Source organism: Rhodobacter capsulatus (genome assembly GCF_005144475.1).
Taxonomy (GTDB): Bacteria; Pseudomonadota; Alphaproteobacteria; order Rhodobacterales; family Rhodobacteraceae; genus Rhodobacter; species Rhodobacter capsulatus_C.
This window is the reverse complement of record NZ_SWJZ01000015.1, coordinates 49,958-65,281: the sequence shown is the minus strand read 5'-3', so window position 1 is coordinate 65,281 and position 15,324 is coordinate 49,958. Positions and strand designations below refer to the sequence as shown.

General features: G+C 64.7%; 14 protein-coding genes. 11 read left to right on the top strand and 3 right to left on the bottom strand.

The genetic code is table 11. From position 1 onward, the window contains the following. Positions 1 to 95 precede the first annotated feature (95 nt). The gene (locus FBT96_RS05170) at positions 96 to 1,754 is read left to right on the top strand and encodes an NAD+ synthase (RefSeq protein ID WP_136905267.1); all 1,659 of its coding nucleotides are present in this window, start codon (positions 96 to 98) and stop codon (positions 1,752 to 1,754) included. A 254-nt stretch (positions 1,755 to 2,008) separates the two neighbouring features. On the opposite strand, the gene FBT96_RS05165 is transcribed toward FBT96_RS05170, so the two are convergent. Next, positions 2,009 to 2,473: an REP-associated tyrosine transposase gene (locus tag FBT96_RS05165; protein WP_136905266.1), complete on the bottom strand. Its 465-nt coding sequence runs from the start codon at positions 2,471 to 2,473 to the stop codon at positions 2,009 to 2,011. 66 nt (positions 2,474 to 2,539) lie between these two features. Continuing rightward, on the bottom strand, positions 2,540 to 2,857 hold the full coding sequence (locus FBT96_RS05160; RefSeq protein WP_136905265.1) for an antibiotic biosynthesis monooxygenase: 318 nt from the start codon (positions 2,855 to 2,857) through the stop codon (positions 2,540 to 2,542). A gap of 331 nt (positions 2,858 to 3,188) precedes the next feature. Here FBT96_RS05160 and FBT96_RS05155 point away from each other — a divergent pair, with 331 nt between their 5' ends. The 4 genes from FBT96_RS05155 to FBT96_RS05140 all read left to right on the top strand — a co-directional run bounded on the left by FBT96_RS05155 (position 3,189) and on the right by FBT96_RS05140 (position 7,034). Continuing rightward, positions 3,189 to 4,247, top strand: coding sequence for an ABC transporter substrate-binding protein (locus FBT96_RS05155; RefSeq protein ID WP_249306319.1), 1,059 nt, complete (start codon positions 3,189 to 3,191; stop codon positions 4,245 to 4,247). A 71-nt stretch (positions 4,248 to 4,318) separates the two neighbouring features. Continuing rightward, positions 4,319 to 5,212: an ABC transporter permease gene (locus FBT96_RS05150; RefSeq protein WP_136905263.1), complete on the top strand. Its 894-nt coding sequence runs from the start codon at positions 4,319 to 4,321 to the stop codon at positions 5,210 to 5,212. Then, positions 5,209 to 5,991 (top strand): ABC transporter permease, encoded by a 783-nt coding sequence (locus tag FBT96_RS05145; RefSeq protein WP_136905262.1) that lies wholly within the window; start codon positions 5,209 to 5,211, stop codon positions 5,989 to 5,991. Before FBT96_RS05150 ends, FBT96_RS05145 begins: the two co-directional genes overlap by 4 nt. Beyond that, complete coding sequence (locus FBT96_RS05140; RefSeq protein ID WP_136905261.1) at positions 5,988 to 7,034, top strand: ABC transporter ATP-binding protein; 1,047 nt, start codon at positions 5,988 to 5,990, stop codon at positions 7,032 to 7,034. The genes FBT96_RS05145 and FBT96_RS05140 overlap by 4 nt, the downstream gene beginning before the upstream one ends. A 144-nt stretch (positions 7,035 to 7,178) precedes the next feature. Here the strand turns inward: FBT96_RS05140 and FBT96_RS05135 are convergent, their stop codons facing one another. After that, complete coding sequence (locus FBT96_RS05135) at positions 7,179 to 8,051, bottom strand: MurR/RpiR family transcriptional regulator (protein WP_136905260.1); 873 nt, start codon at positions 8,049 to 8,051, stop codon at positions 7,179 to 7,181. 272 nt (positions 8,052 to 8,323) lie between these two features. On the opposite strand from FBT96_RS05135, the gene FBT96_RS05130 reads away from it, so the two are divergent. From FBT96_RS05130 to FBT96_RS05105, 6 genes are read left to right on the top strand one after another with little or no spacing between them, the layout of a single operon-like run. Next, positions 8,324 to 8,830, top strand: a complete 507-nt coding sequence (locus FBT96_RS05130; RefSeq protein WP_136905259.1) for a TRAP transporter small permease subunit — start codon at positions 8,324 to 8,326, stop codon at positions 8,828 to 8,830. Next, the gene (locus tag FBT96_RS05125) at positions 8,830 to 10,155 is read left to right on the top strand and encodes a TRAP transporter large permease (protein ID WP_136905258.1); all 1,326 of its coding nucleotides are present in this window, start codon (positions 8,830 to 8,832) and stop codon (positions 10,153 to 10,155) included. Before FBT96_RS05130 ends, FBT96_RS05125 begins: the two co-directional genes overlap by 1 nt. Before the next feature lie 47 nt (positions 10,156 to 10,202). After that, a complete protein-coding gene (locus FBT96_RS05120; protein ID WP_136905257.1) occupies positions 10,203 to 11,234 on the top strand; it encodes a TRAP transporter substrate-binding protein in 1,032 nt (343 codons plus the stop codon). A gap of 53 nt (positions 11,235 to 11,287) precedes the next feature. Continuing rightward, positions 11,288 to 12,652, top strand: a complete 1,365-nt coding sequence (locus FBT96_RS05115; protein WP_136905256.1) for a glutamine synthetase family protein — start codon at positions 11,288 to 11,290, stop codon at positions 12,650 to 12,652. A gap of 40 nt (positions 12,653 to 12,692) precedes the next feature. Continuing rightward, a complete protein-coding gene (locus tag FBT96_RS05110) occupies positions 12,693 to 14,081 on the top strand; it encodes an aldehyde dehydrogenase family protein (protein WP_136905255.1) in 1,389 nt (462 codons plus the stop codon). Then, positions 14,078 to 15,232, top strand: coding sequence for an iron-containing alcohol dehydrogenase (locus tag FBT96_RS05105; RefSeq protein ID WP_136905254.1), 1,155 nt, complete (start codon positions 14,078 to 14,080; stop codon positions 15,230 to 15,232). Before FBT96_RS05110 ends, FBT96_RS05105 begins: the two co-directional genes overlap by 4 nt. Positions 15,233 to 15,324: the final 92 nt, after the last annotated feature.

Here is a 15,324-nt window from a genome sequence, read left to right as displayed (position 1 = left end):
GCGTGACAAGCGCCCGGCGGCCGCGGATTTCGCGCCCGGGTGCTTTTCCCCGCCCGCCCTTGGCGTTACATCAGGGGCAACAGACAGGATCCAGCATGACCGATCGTTTCCGCATCACCCTTGCGCAACTGAACCCGACGGTGGGGGCGCTGGCCGCCAATACTGAGCAGGCGCTGGCGGCCTGGCAGGCGGGCCGCGCCGCGGGGGCCGATCTGGTGGCGCTGCCCGAGATGTTCCTGACCGGCTATCAGACCCAGGATCTGGTGCTGAAACCGGCCTTCCTGCGCGATGCGATGGCGGCGATGCGGGCGCTGGCGGCGCAGGTGGTGGACGGTCCGGCGCTGGGCATCGGCGGGCCTTATGTCGATGAAACAGGCAGTTACAATGCCTGGTGGGTGCTGAAGGACGGGCATGTGATCGCCCGCGCGCTGAAGCATCATCTGCCGCATGACGATGTCTTCGACGAGATGCGGCTTTTCGATCAGGGACCGGTCAGCGACCCCTTGCGGCTTGGCCCGGTGGCGCTTGGCATGCCGGTCTGCGAGGATGCCTGGCACCCGGATGTGGCGGGGGCGCTGGCGGCGGCGGGGGCCGAAGTGCTGATGGTGCCCAATGGCTCGCCCTATCGGCGCGGCAAGCTGGATCTGCGGCGGCAGGTGGCGGCGGCGCGGGTTGCGGAAACCGGCCTGCCGCTTTTGTATCTGAACATGGTCGGCGGGCAGGATGATCAGCTCTTCGACGGCGCCAGTTTCGTTTTGAACCCCGATGGATCGGTGGCCGTGCAGCTGCCCGCCTTCGAGGAAGCGGTGGTGCATGTCGATCTGCAGCGCACCGCGGCGGGCTGGCGGGCGGTGCCGGGCGAGATCGTGCCGCAGCCCGGCGACATCGAGCAGGATTACCGCGCCATGGTGCTGGGCCTGCAGGATTATCTGCGCAAATCCGGGTTTTCCAAGGTGGTTCTGGGGCTTTCGGGCGGGATCGATTCCGCGCTGGTGGCGGTGATTGCCGCCGATGCCCTGGGGGCCGGGAACGTGCAGTGCGTGATGCTGCCCTCGCGCTACACTTCGCAGGGCTCGCTTGACGATGCCGCCGATCTGGCGCGGCGGCTGGGGGCGCGGCTTGATACGGTCGCCATCGAAGGCCCGCGCGCGGCGGTCGAGGGCGCTTTGGCGCCTGTGCTGGCGGGCACCGCGCCCGACGTGACCGAGGAGAACATCCAGTCGCGTCTGCGCGGCGTGATCCTGATGGCGATCTCGAACAAGTTCGGCGCGATGCTGCTGACCACCGGCAACAAATCCGAGGTGGCGGTGGGCTACTGCACCATCTACGGCGACATGGCGGGGGGCTACAACCCGCTGAAAGACCTGTATAAAACCCGCGTCTTCGAGACTTGCCGCTGGCGCAACGCCACGCATCGGCCCTGGATGCAGGCGCCCGCGGGTGAGATCATTCCGGTCGCGATCATCGACAAGCCGCCCTCGGCCGAGCTGCGCGAGAACCAGACGGATCAGGACAGCCTGCCGCCCTATGAGGTGCTGGATGCGATTCTGGAGCGTCTGGTCGAGGGCGATCAATCGGTCGAGGAGATCGTCGCGGCCGGGTTTGAGCGCGCCACGGTGAAGCGGATCGAGCATCTGCTTTATGTTTCGGAATGGAAGCGCTTCCAGTCCGCGCCCGGGCCGCGGCTGACGACACGGGCGTTCTGGCTCGATCGGCGCTATCCGATGGTGAACCGCTGGCGGGACACCGTCTGAGTCTGGGCCCCGGCCGCGGTCGCCCTGACCGAGGCCATTGCCGAGGTCATGCGAAACAGCCGTCCCCGGACTGCCGGGGCGCCAAAGCGTCCCGGCCAGCGCCCGCCCCGACCTGGCGGGCGCTTCTCGCCCGCGAGGTCGGGGCGGGCCTCTGTCAGGCTTGGGGAAACGGTCCTGTGACCCCGTGGCGATGCGGGCGGGGAAAGGCAGTGCCTTTCCTGATCCGCCCGAAACCGGGGGGAAGGGCAGGGGGCCTAGACCCCCAACCGCCGCCTTGCGGCAATCCGCAGATCGCGGTGCAGCGAGGAATAGGGCCAGTCCTCGGGATGCGTCGCCAGACCCAGCCGCACCGGCGCCTCCCAGCAGAAGGCCAGGGCGCGGTTCACCGCGGTCGCATCCGGCAGTGGCTCGATCAGGATCTCGGGCTGCCAGACCGTCTCGGGCGCCTCGGGCGCCACACGGCCCGCGAAATCGCGGCGCAATTGCGACCAGCGCACCGACACCGCCCGCGGCCCCGGCGGCAGTGTCAGCACCGCATGCAGGTGATCGGGCAGAACCACCATCGCGCCGCAGACCGTGGGGTGATCCGCCACCATCGCGGCCCAGGCGGCCCGCAGGTCTTCGATGTGATCGACAAGCAGACAGCTTCCGGCCCGCGCCAGGCGGAGCGTGAAGAACCGGGTCTGCCCCGGAAGCGGGAATCGGTCCATGATGCTCATGCAACGATCCTGCGCCCACAGGGTTAACGAAATCTGAATCGGGCCGGAATCAGGGCCGGTTCGGACCTAGAAATCGGCCGCGACCTCATACATCACCGGCTCGAAGCTGCGGCAGAGCGTGGCGATGTGGCGATTGCGGGTGATCATCTCGGGGCTGCGCAGCATCGCCTGATAATCGCCGCGCTTTTCCCATTTCGAATAGGTGGCGATGCGGGTGTGGGCATCGTTCATGTGCAGCCCCGCACCGATGAAGCCCGCCGATTTGCTGATGCAGTCGGCATAGGCCGATTGCAGCGCCTCCATCAGCTCGATCGCCGTCGCGGGCGTCATCTCGAAGGTGCAGATCACCGTCTGCCCGGTGAAATCCTTGGTAATCTCGGCCATTTCATCCTCCCATTCGGTTTGCTCAAGTTCAAGAATGACGCAGTTGCCCGAAAAATCCACCCCCCGCAGCAGGGCTTGCGCGACCTGCCGCAGCGGCAAGCTCGCGTTCCGGCTGAATGTGACGGATCGATAACAGAAATGTTGCAAGCGGCTGGTTTTCGGGCAAGTCTTTCGCTGTCGGCCACGACCGACCGCCGGGGGCCTGGCTGTCAACAGACTGTCACAGAACGCGCCTAGGTGCTGGCTGGTGCCCATAGTGGGCCCAACCTTCCGATAACGGGGAGAGAGACAGATGAAACCGATGCACGTCCTTGCCGGTGCGGCTTTGCTGATGGCCACGACGGCGCTTGTTCACGCCGAGGATCTGGCCGCGATCGAAGCTGCCGCCAAGGCCGAGGGTCAGCTGACGACGATCGCGCTGCCGCATGACTGGTGTGGTTACGGGGCGGTGATCGAGGGCTTCAAGGCCAAGTATCCCGACATCAAGGTGAACGAGTTGAACCCCGACGCCGGTTCGGCCGACGAGCTGGAGGCGATTCGCGCCAACAAGGGCAACACCGGCCCGCAGGCCCCCGACGTGATCGACGTCGGCCTGTCGTTCGGCCCGCAGGCCAAGGAAGAGGGGCTGATCCAGCCCTACAAGGTCTCGACCTGGGACGAGATCCCGGCCGAAATCAAGGATGCCGACGGCTACTGGTATGGCGATTACTATGGCGTCATGTCCTTCATGGTGAACAAGGATCTGGTGCCGACCCCGCCCGCCGACTGGGCCGATCTGCTGAAATCGGATTACGCCGGACAGGTGGCGCTGGCGGGCGATCCGCGCGCCTCGAACCAGGCGATCCTCGCGGTTCTGGCCGCGGGTCTGGCCAATGGCGGCAAGGCCGGGGCCGAAGCCGGGGCCAAGGGGCTCGATTACTTCAAGGCGATGAACGACGCGGGCAATTTCGTGCCGGTCATCGGCAAGGCGGGCACGCTGGCGCAAGGTGCCACGCCGATCGTCGTGATGTGGGACTATAACGCGCTGTCGGCGCGTGACACGCTCAAGGGCAACCCGCCGGTCGAGGTGGTCGTGCCGCAGACCGGCGTTCTGGCGGGCGTCTATGTGCAGGCGATCTCGGCCCATGCGCCGCATCCGAATGCCGCGAAACTCTGGATGGAATACCTTTATTCGGATGAAGGTCAGAACCTCTGGCTGAAGGGCTACTGCCACCCGGCGCGCTTCAACGCGATGTCGGCGGCGGGCAAGGTTCCGGCTGACCTGCTGGCGGCGCTGCCCCCGGCCGACGCCTATGCCAAGGCCTATTTCCCGAGCCTTGACGAGCAGGCCGCCAACAAGGCCGCCGTCACCGAGGGCTGGGACAAGGTCGTGGGCGCCAACGTCCAATAATCGGCTTGAAAGATCTGCGCCGCCTCCGGGGATCCCGGGGGCGGTTTTCCCGCTCTCGACCAAGGGCCGCCGTGACCGACACATCCCCCTCTGCCGCCCCCCCGGCCGCCCCGTCTCGCCGACGGTTGAGCCTTGCCTGGCTGGGCCTCGTTCCCTTCGCGCTGTTCGTCGGGCTTTTCCTGATCGCGCCGACGATGAAGATCGTGATCGGCGCCTTTCAACGCGCCGATGGCAGTTTCACCTTTGAAAACCTGATCGGGCTCTTCACCCCCTCGATCCTGGCGAGCTACTGGATCTCGATCAAGATTTCCGTGGCCTCGGCGGCGCTGGGCGCGCTGATCGGCTTTCTGATGGCCGCCGCGATGGTGCTGGGCGGGCTGCCGCGGGTCATCCGCGCGCCGCTGCTGACCTTTTCCGGCGTCGCCTCGAACTTCGCGGGGGTGCCGCTCGCCTTCGCCTTTCTGGCGACGCTCGGGCCGCTTGGCCTTGTAACCGTTTGGCTGCGCACCGAATTCGGCATCAACCTGCGCGCCTATGGCTTCAACATCCTGTCGTTCTGGGGCCTGACGATCACCTATATCTTCTTTCAGATCCCGCTGATGATCCTGATCATCACCCCCGCGCTTGACGGGCTGAAGCGCGAATGGCGCGAGGCGGCGCAAAGCTTGGGCGCCACCGCGACGCAATACTGGACCTCGGTCGCCTTGCCGATCCTGTTTCCGTCGCTTCTGGGCACCTTCGCGCTTTTGTTCGCCAATGCCTTTGGCGCGGTCGCCACCGCCATCGCGCTGACGGGATCGAGCCTGAACATCGTGCCGATCATGCTGTTTGCGCAGATCCGCGGCGACGTGCTGGGCAATCCGCATCTGGGCTATGCGATGGCCTTTGGCATGATCCTGATCACCGCGCTGGCCAACATCCTGTACATCTGGCTGCGGATGCGGTCGGAAAGGTGGCTGAAATGAAGACCGCCGCCGCTTGGGCCATCTTTTTGCTGGGCATGGCCTATTTCATCCTGCCGCTGGTGGGGCTTGTCGAATTCTCGCTCTCGATGACGCGCGGCGAATACAGTCTTGAGGCCTACCGTGTCGTCTTCGCCGATCCGCGCTTTCGCGACACCTTCAGCTATTCGGTGCTGATGGCGGTCTTGACCATCGTCTTCGGCGTCGTGCTGGTGGTGCCGACGGCGTTCTGGGTGCGCCTCAAGCTGCCGCATTGGCGCCCGGTGATCGAATTCGTCACGCTGTTGCCGCTGGTGATCCCGGCCATCGTCATCGTCTTCGGCTATATCCGGCTTTACAACACCTCAAGCTGGCTGCCGCTGACCGGCTCCACATCGGGCACCAACCTGCTGCTTTTGTTCGGCTATGCGACGTTGAGCCTGCCCTACATGTATCGCGCCATCGACACCGGGCTGCGCACCATCGACGTGGCGACCCTGACGGAAGCCGCGCAATCCTTGGGCGCGGGCTGGGGCACGATCCTGGCGCGGGTGATCCTGCCCAATGTGCTGGTCTCGGTGCTCTCGGGCGCCTTCGTCACCTTTGCCATCGTCATGGGCGAATTCACCCTTGCGGCGCTTCTGGACCGCCCGGCCTTCGGGCCCTATCTGCAACTGATGGGGGCCAACCGCGCCTATGAGCCCTTCGCGCTCGCCACCATCGCCTTCATCATCACCTGGGCCTGCATGGGGCTGATCCAGCTCGTCACCCGGTTCACCAAACACGACAAGGCCCCGCGATGAGCTATCTTGCGCTGACCCATCTGGAGAAACGCTTCGGCACGCTGCGCGTGGTGAAGGACTTCAACCTGACCGTCGAAAAGGGCGAGTTCATCTCACTGCTCGGCCCCTCGGGCTGCGGGAAAACCACGGTGCTGCGGATGGTGGCGGGGTTCGAGACGCCGACCACCGGGACGATCTCGATCGCGGGCAAGGAGGTGACGGACCTGAAGCCGAACCAGCGCAATATCGGCATGGTGTTTCAGGCTTACGCGCTGTTCCCGAACCTGACCGTGGCGCAGAACGTCGGCTTCGGGCTCAAGGTCAAGGGCACGCCCAAGGCGCAGATCGCCAAACGGGTCGAGGAGATGCTGGCGCTGATCGGCCTGCCCGAGCTTGGCAACCGCTATCCGTTCCAGCTTTCGGGCGGGCAGCAGCAGCGCGTGGCGCTGGCCCGGGCGCTGGCGCCGAAACCCTCGGTGCTGCTCTTGGATGAGCCGCTGTCGGCGCTCGATGCCAAGGTGCGGGTCAGTTTGCGCAATGAAATCCGGGCGATCCAGCGCGAATTGGGCATCACCACGATCTTCGTGACGCATGACCAGGAAGAGGCGCTCTCGATGTCGGACCGGGTCGTGGTGATGCACGAGGGCATCGCCGATCAGGTCGGCACGCCCTTTGACATCTACAACCGCCCCGCCACCCGCTTTGTCGCGGGCTTCGTCGGCACGCTGAACACGCTCGATGTGCAGGTGCTGGACGCCGCGCGGGGCCGGGTGCGGCTGGGCGCGACCGAGATCGACCTGGCCCGGCCGCTGCCCGCGGGCGCGGTGACGCTGGGCCTGCGCCCCGAGGCGGTGACGCTGGGGCAGGGGACGCACGACACGCGGCTGACCGCGACGATCCGCGAGGTCGATTTCCTCGGCTCGGTGATCCGGCTGCGCGCCGATCTGGCGGGCCAGCCGATCGCCTTTGACACGTTCAACAACAGCCATGCCGCGCCGCCGCAGGTGGGGACCGAGGTCACGCTCGGCCTCAATGCGGCCGATCTGCTGGTGATCGGCGCCTGAGGGCGGGGGCGCTGCCCCCGCACCCCCGGGATATTTGGGGCAAGATAAAAGCACGATCTGCGGCTTTCATTTATCTTGCTTCAAATATCCCGGGGGGTGAATTGGCCGAGAGGCCAAGAGGGGGGCAGCGCCCCCCCCCTTTTCTTACTTGCGGCCGCGAAAGAACCGCGCGCGTTCGTAAAGTGCTTCCAGCCGCGCCATCCGCTCTGCGGTGCTTTGCCAGGTCAGATCCTGCACCGCCGCCATCAGCGTCTCGACCAGAAGCTGGATCGCCACCGTGCTGTCCCAGGCCGAGGGCACCTCGACCTGAACCGAGAACCGATAGCGCGCATGCGCCGCCGCGGGGCTGATCCAGGGGTCGGTGACCAGCACCACCTCGGCCCCTTGTTCGGAAGCCATTTCAACCAGTTGCAGCACGTTGTTCTCATAGCGGCGGATGTCGAAGACCAACAGCACATCGCCCGGCCGCATCTCCAGCAGCGCGGGCGGCCAGGCGTTCGAGACCGGCATCAGCAGTTCCACCTCGGGGCGGATCACCTTCATGTGGGTGACGAAATATTCCGCCATAGCGAGCGTGATCCGGCCCCCCGTCGCAAAGACCTTGCGCGCCGGATCCGCCATCAGATGCGCCGCCGCGTCGAAATCCTGCTGGTCGATCTGGGCCAGCGTCGCCTGCAGATTGCCCAGCACCGCATCGGCGAAGCGATTGAGCACATGGGCTTTCGGCGCCTGCGCCGACCAGCGGTCGTGCTTCGAGATCGGACCTTCCAGCCGCGCTTCCAGCTCGTCGCGCACCGCCCCCTGCAGCCCCGGATAGCCGCCATAGCCCATCTTCTGCGCCAGCCGGACCACCGTGGGCGAGCTGACCTGCGCCGCCCGCGCCAGCTGCGTGACCGAGCCGAGCAGCGCCACCGGATAATGCCGCAGCACATGGCCCGCCAATTGCCGTTCCGCGCGCGTCATCGTGTCGATCGCCTGGCGCAATTGCTCCTCGATCGTGGCCTTGCCTGCCGCCAAAACGGGCACCTCGCTGCGGCACGGGCGGTTCGCCCTTGCCGAACAGATTGTAACAGAATTGCTTCCCCTGAAATGAAGTTGACAGTTTCTTGCGTCCGGTCAAGCCTGCACGACAGGAGATCGCAGAATCGCCGTCAAGACCAGGGAGCCAGGGTGAAAGAACCGACAAAAGGCGCGGTCGTCATCACGGGATGCGCGGCGGCGGACCGCAGCGCCCGGATCCGGCCTGCTGCGGCGCCGATGCAACCGCGTGCAACGAAGGAGGCCGCCTGATGCCCCGTGTGCTTGTCGCCTATGTGCATTTCATTGACGGGGTGAACCGGCGCGTCGGCCGGTTCGCCATGTATCTGCTCTATCTCATCATGGCGATCATGATCGTCTCGATGGTGACGAAGGCCGTGCATGTCCCGGCGCTCTGGACGCTCGAGATGGCGCAGTTCACGCTGGTCGCCTATTACATGCTGGGCGCGCCCTTTGCGTTGCAGACCGATGTGAACGTGCGGATGGACCTGATCTATGGTCGCTTCTCGCGCAAGGGACAGGCGCTGACCGATGTCTTCACCGTCTTCTGTCTGATGTTCTATCTGGGCGTGATGCTGTATGGCGCCTTTGACAGCACCGTCTATTCCTTTGAAATGTCGGAACGAAATCCGACCGCCTGGCGCCCGGTGCTGTGGCCGATCAAGTCGATCATCACGCTGAGCTTCGGGCTGATGCTGTTGCAGGCCGTTTCGCTGCTGATCCGCGATGTGGCCACCCTGCGCGGAGTGAAACTCTGATGGATTACAACACGATTGCCGCGCTGATGTTCTCGTCGATGCTGTTGATGATGCTGACCGGGCAGCGCGTCTTTGGCGCCATCGGCATCGTCGCCGTGGTCGCGGCGCTGACGCTTTGGGGCGATGGCGGCGCCGACATGGGCTTTTCGGCGGTGATGAAGCTGATGAAATGGACCGCGCTTTTGACGCTGCCGATGTTCGTCTTCATGGGCTATGTGATGTCGGAAACCCGGCTGGCCGAGGATCTCTACCGGATGTTTCACGTCTGGTTCGGGCCGCTGCCGGGGGGGCTGGCCATCGGCACCGTGCTGTTGATGGTGCTGATTTCCGCGATGAACGGGCTTTCGGTGGCGGGCATGGCGATCGGCGCCACCATCGCCTTGCCCGAGTTGCAGCGGCGCGGCTACGACAAGCTGATGATTTCCGGCGTGATTCAGGCGGGCTCCAGCCTTGGCATCCTGATCCCGCCCTCGGTCGTGCTGGTGCTTTATGCGATGATCGCGCGCCAGCCGGTGTCGAACCTCTGGCTGGCCGGGATCATGCCGGGGCTTTTGATGGCGGCGCTGTTCATCGTCTATATCGTCATCCGGACCTGGGCCAACCCGTCGCTGGCGCCGCGGATGTCGGCCGAGGAACGCGCCGCGATCACCCGGGCCGAGAAGTTCAGCCTGCTGCGGGCGGGTCTGCTGCCCGTCTTCATCTTCGTCGCGATGATGGTGCCCTTTGTCAACGGCTGGGCCAGCCTGACCGAGACCTCGGTGATCGGCGTCGCGGCCACCGTGCTGGTCGCCTGGGCGAAGGGCCGGATGAGCTGGCCTGTGCTGGAAACCGCGACGAAACAGACGCTGCTGATCACCGTGATGTTCATGATGATCATCACCGCGGCGCTGAGTTTCGGCGCGGTCTTCGATGGCCTGGGCGCCGGGCGCTCGATCCAGACCTTCTTCACCAAGGATCTGGCGCTGGAGCCCTGGCAGATCCTCGTGCTGATGCAGGTCAGCTTCCTGATCATGGGGATGTTTCTGGACGATACCGCGATGCTGGTCATCGTCGCGCCGGTTTATGTCAGCCTTGCCAAGGCGCTCGGCTTCGATCTGATCTGGTATGGCGTGCTTTATACCATCACCTGTCAGATCGCTTACCTCACGCCGCCCTTTGGCTATAACCTGTTCCTGATGAAGGCGCTGGCGCCGCCCGAATATACGCTGCCGGTGATCTACCGCTCGGTCTGGCCCTTCGTTCTGGTGATGCTGCTGACGCTTGTGCTGATCATGGTGTTTCCGCAAATCGCGCTCTGGCTGCCGCAGGCGATGCTGGGGCGCTGACACGAACGACCCCGAAAATGGGGCATCAACGCAACAAGGAGAGAGAAATGACGACCAGACGGACGTTCCTCACCACCGGCGCGATGGGTGTTGCGGCGGGTCTTGCGACCCCGGCGCTGGCGCAATCGGCGCCGATCAAGTGGCGGTTGCAGACCTATGCCGGCACGGTGCTGGCCGAGCAGGTGGTGAAACCGGCGATCGACGCCTTCAACACCATCGCCAATGGCCAGATGGAGATCGAGCTTTACACCTCGGACCAGCTGGTGCCGACGGGCGAGCTGTTCCGCGCGATGCAGAACGGCACCATCGATGCGGTGCAGTCGGATGATGACAGCATGGCCAGCCCGACCGAGGTGACGGTCTTTGGCGGCTATTTCCCGCTTGCGCTGCGCTATTCGCTCGATGTGCCCGCGCTGTTCAACGAATGGGGGCTCGATCAGATCTGGAAGGAAGAATACGCCAAGGTCGGCATCAAGCATATCTCGGCGGGGTCCTGGGATCCGTGCAACTTCAACATGAAGGAGCCGGTGAAGTCGCTCGCTGACCTTTCGGGCAAGCGCGTCTTCACCTTCCCGACGGCGGGGCGCTTCCTGGCGCAATTCGGCGTCATCCCGGTGACGCTGCCCTGGGAGGATGTCGAAGTGGCGCTGCAGACGGGCGAGCTCGATGGTCTGGCCTGGTCGGGCATCACCGAGGATTACACCTCGGGCTGGTCGAAGGTCGCGCCCTATTTCCTGACCAACAACATCTCGGGCGCCTGGATCGGGCATTTCTTCGCCAATATGGAGCGCTGGAATGCCCTGCCGCCGCATCTGCAGGCGTTGATGCAGACCTGTTTCGACCAGTCGCATTACCGCCGCCAATGGTGGTATTGGGCGGGCGAAGCCAAGCTGCGCGTCGAGGGCGCCGACATGACGCTGACCTCGCTTCCGCCCGAGGATTACGCGAAGATCGAGGAGGCCGCGACGAAGTTCTGGGACGAGATCGCCGCGGAAAGCCCGCTCAAGGCAAAGGTGGTCGAGATCATCAAGAAATACAACGACACGATGGTCAAGGCCGGCGTGCCCTATCGCTACTGATCGGTGGGGCCGGGGGCAGCCCCGGCCTTTCCCCGCCCGAGGAGGAGAGAGAGATGCCCGCAAACCTGACCTTTGCCGCGCTGAAGAAAGCCGTTGCCAGCGGCGAGATCGACACCGTCATCACCTGCCTCTGCGACATGCAGGGCCGATTGCAGGGCAAGCGCTTCCATGCCGCGCATTTCCTCGAAAGCGCGCATGAGGAAACGCATTGCTGCAACTATCTGCTGGCCACCGACATGGAGATGATCACCGTGCCGGGCTACAAGGCGTCAAGCTGGTCGCGCGGCTATGGCGACTATGTGATGAAGCCCGACATGGCGACCTTGCGCACCATTCCCTGGGCCCCGGGCACGGCTTTGGTGATGTGCGATCTGCTTGACCATCACACCCATGCGCCGGTCGCCCATGCGCCGCGCACGGTCTTGAAGCGGCAGATCGAGCGGGCGAAAGCCATGGGCTTTGACGTGATGATGGCGACGGAACTGGAATTCTTCCTGTTCGAGGAAAGCTTCCCGGCGCTGTTCGATGCGGGCTATCCGCTGCCCACGCCGATGGCGCGCTACAATGTCGATTACAACCTGATGGGCTCGGCGCGGGATGAAAAGATCATGCGCGACATCCGCAACAAGCTTTACGGCGCGGGGATCCCGATCGAATGCTCGAAGGGCGAGGCCGAGGCCGGTCAGGAAGAGATCAACGCGAAATATTCCGACGCGCTTGACACCGCCGACATGCACAGCCTGATCAAGCTTGGGGTGAAGGAAATCGCGCAACAACACGGCGCCAGCGTGACCTTCATGGCGAAATACGATCACCGCAAGGCGGGGTCGTCGAGCCACATTCACCAGTCGCTCTGGAAGGATGGCCAAAACGCCTTTCACGATCCTGCCGCCGAACATGGCATGAGCGCGGTGATGCGGCATTTCCTCGCCGGGCAGCTGGCGTTTTCGCGCGAGATTTCGGTCTTTCTGGCGCCCTATGTCAACAGTTACAAGCGCTTCTGCGTCGGCATGTTCGCGCCGACAAAGGCGGTCTGGTCGCTGGACAACCGCACCGCGGGCTATCGCATCTGTGGCGAGAACACCAAATCCGTCCGCGTCGAATGCCGCATCGGCGGCGCCGATCTGAACCCCTATCTGGCCTGTGCGGCGCTTCTGGCGGCGGGGCTTGAAGGGATCGAACAGATGCTCGATCCGGGCAACCCGGTGAACGGCGATCTCTATCAGTCCGAGACCGCGCCCGAGGTGCCGCGCTCGCTGATCGAGGCGGCCGAGGCGCTGAAGGATTCCGCTTTCCTCGCGCAGGCGCTGGGGGCAGATGTGGTGGAACACTATTATCACGCCGCGCGCTGGGAGATCGAGGAAAGCCTGCGCGTCGTGACCGATTGGGAACGGCACCGCGGCTTCGAGCGGGCGTAACGGGTTCACGGGGGCGACGGCGCCCCAAAGGAAGGTCGACATGACGAAGATGATCCAATGTATCTCGCCGGTGGATGGGCGGGTTTATGCAGAGCGCCCGGCGCTGTCGCTGGCCGAGGCCGAGGCGGTTGCCGCGCGCGCCCGGGCGGCGCAGGCCGATTGGGCGGCGCGTCCGCTTGAAGACCGCATCGCGCTGGTCAAGGCCGGGGTGGCGCGGCTCAATGACATGAAAGACCGCGTGGTCGAGGAGCTGGCCTGGCAGATGGGCCGCCCGACGCGCTTTGGCGGCGAATTCGGCGGCGTGAACGAGCGCACGAATTACATGGCCGAGATCGCGGGCAAGACGCTGGCGCCGACGCTGGTCGAAGACAGTGACCGCTTCCGCCGCATGCTTGCGCGTGAACCCGTGGGCGTCGTCTTCATCATCGCGCCGTGGAACTATCCCTATCTGACCACGATCAACACGTTGGTTCCGGCGCTGATCGCGGGCAACACGGTCGTTCTGAAACACGCCACGCAAACCATGCTGGTGGGCGAGCGTCTGGTCGAGGCCTTCACCGAAGCGGGCATTCCCGAGGACGTGTTCCAGAACGTCTATCTGACGCATGATGTGACGGAATCCCTGCTGCAGAACCGCGCCTTCAACTTCGTCAACTTCACCGGCTCGGTGGGCGGTGGTGCTGCGATCGAACGCGCGGCGGCGGGCACCTTTACCGGGCTGGGCCTTGAACTCGGTGGCAAGGATCCGGGCTATGTGATGGACGACGCCGATCTGGACGCGGCGGTCGACAGCCTGATGGATGGGGCGATGTTCAACGCCGGGCAATGCTGCTGCGGCATCGAGCGGATCTATGTGCATGAAAGCCTGTATGACGCTTTCGTCGAAAAGGCGGTGGCCTGGGTCAAGGCCTTGAAACTGGGCAATCCTTTCGATCAGGCGACGACGCTGGGCCCGATGGCGCACAAGCGCTTTGCCCATGTGGTGCGCGAGCAGGTGGCCGAAGCCATCGCCGAGGGGGCGACGGCGCTGATCGACCCCGCGCTGTTTCCGGAAGACGACGGCGGCGCTTATCTGGCCCCGCAGATCCTGGTGAATGTGAACCACGAAATGCGGGTGATGCGCGAGGAAAGCTTCGGCCCGGTCGTCGGCATCATGCCGGTTGCCAATGACGAAGAAGCCATCGCCGCGATGAATGACAGCCCTTACGGTCTGACCTGCTCGCTCTGGACGCAGGATGTGGAGCGCGCCGCCGCCATCGGCGCGCGGATCGAGACCGGCACCGTCTTCCTGAACCGCTGCGACTATCTGGACCCGGCCTTGTGCTGGACCGGCTGCAAGGACACCGGCCGCGGCGCGGCGCTGTCGGCCCTTGGCTACCATTCGGTCACCCGGCCGAAATCCTACCATCTGAAGAAGGTGACGAAATGAGCGTTCCGAACAGAAACTGGAACTACCCGACGCCGATCAAATTCGGTTGCGGCCGGATCGCGGAGCTGGCCGAGCATTGCAAGGCGGTGGGCATCCAGAAGCCGCTGCTGGTCACCGACAAGGCGCTGGCCAGCCTGCCGATCACCGCGCAAGCCCTTGATGTGATGGACAAGGGCGGGCTTGGCCGGGCGGTGTTCTCGGAGGTCGATCCGAACCCTAACGAGGGCAACATGGCCGCGGGCATCGCCGTCTACAAGGCGGGCGGCCATGACGGGGTGATCTGTTTCGGCGGCGGCTCGGCGCTGGATCTGGGCAAGATGATCGCGCTGATGGCCGATCAACGGCCGGATCTGTCGGTCTGGGATCTGGAGGATGTGGACGACTGGTACACCCGGGCGGACGCGACGAAGATCGCACCGATCGTCGCCGTGCCGACGACGGCGGGGACGGGGTCCGAAGTCGGCCGCGCAGGCGTTTTGACGAATTCCGTCACCCACAAGAAGAAGATCATCTTCCACCCGAAGCTGATGCCCGCGGTCACCATCTGCGATCCGGAGCTGACGGTGGGCATGCCCGCCTTCATCACCGCGGGCACCGGCATGGACGCGCTGGCGCATTGCCTCGAGGCCTATTGCAGCCCCTTCTACCACCCGATGTCGCAGGGCATCGCGCTGGAAGGGATGCGGCTTGTCTTTGAAAACCTGCCCAAGGTCTACAAGGACCCGCAGGATATCGAGGCCCGCGCCCATATGATGTCGGCCGCCGCGATGGGGGCGGTGGCGTTCCAGAAGGGCCTTGGCGCGATCCATTCGCTGAGCCACCCCGTGGGCGCGGTTTACGGCACCCATCACGGCACGACGAATGCCTGCGTGATGCCGATGGTGCTGGATTACAACCGCGCCGCCATCGAAGAGCGGATCGAGAAAGCCGCCGCCTATATCGGCATCCCGGGCGGGTTTGACGGCTTCCGCGCCGCCGTGGTGGCCTTGAATGCGGAGCTCAAGATCCCGGAAACGCTGACGAAAATGGGTGTGAAACCGGAAGATCTGGAGATGCTGACCGAGATGGCGCTGGAAGATCCCTCCTGCGGCGGCAACCCGATCCCGATGACGCGCGAAAACACCCGCGCGCTGTTCGACGCCTGCATGTAAGCGCGGCGCCCGGCGGCTTCGATGCCGCCGGGCCACCACCCTTGGCGGCATCCCCCACAGGTTGCGGCTTTCCTGCCATTCCCCCACATTCC

Excerpts from the sequence above, each read along its gene's own strand:
- FBT96_RS05170 (WP_136905267.1), top strand. The coding sequence starts at position 96 with ATGACCGATCGTTTCCGCATCACCCTTGCGCAACTGAACCCGACGGTG.
- FBT96_RS05165 (WP_136905266.1), bottom strand. The coding sequence starts at position 2,473 with ATGAGCATCATGGACCGATTCCCGCTTCCGGGGCAGACCCGGTTCTTC.
- FBT96_RS05160 (WP_136905265.1), bottom strand. The coding sequence starts at position 2,857 with ATGGCCGAGATTACCAAGGATTTCACCGGGCAGACGGTGATCTGCACC.
- FBT96_RS05155 (WP_249306319.1), top strand. The coding sequence starts at position 3,189 with ATGGCCACGACGGCGCTTGTTCACGCCGAGGATCTGGCCGCGATCGAA.
- FBT96_RS05145 (WP_136905262.1), top strand. The coding sequence starts at position 5,209 with ATGAAGACCGCCGCCGCTTGGGCCATCTTTTTGCTGGGCATGGCCTAT.
- FBT96_RS05140 (WP_136905261.1), top strand. The coding sequence starts at position 5,988 with ATGAGCTATCTTGCGCTGACCCATCTGGAGAAACGCTTCGGCACGCTG.
- FBT96_RS05130 (WP_136905259.1), top strand. The coding sequence starts at position 8,324 with ATGCCCCGTGTGCTTGTCGCCTATGTGCATTTCATTGACGGGGTGAAC.
- FBT96_RS05125 (WP_136905258.1), top strand. The coding sequence starts at position 8,830 with ATGGATTACAACACGATTGCCGCGCTGATGTTCTCGTCGATGCTGTTG.
- FBT96_RS05120 (WP_136905257.1), top strand. The coding sequence starts at position 10,203 with ATGACGACCAGACGGACGTTCCTCACCACCGGCGCGATGGGTGTTGCG.
- FBT96_RS05115 (WP_136905256.1), top strand. The coding sequence starts at position 11,288 with ATGCCCGCAAACCTGACCTTTGCCGCGCTGAAGAAAGCCGTTGCCAGC.
- FBT96_RS05110 (WP_136905255.1), top strand. The coding sequence starts at position 12,693 with ATGACGAAGATGATCCAATGTATCTCGCCGGTGGATGGGCGGGTTTAT.
- FBT96_RS05105 (WP_136905254.1), top strand. The coding sequence starts at position 14,078 with ATGAGCGTTCCGAACAGAAACTGGAACTACCCGACGCCGATCAAATTC.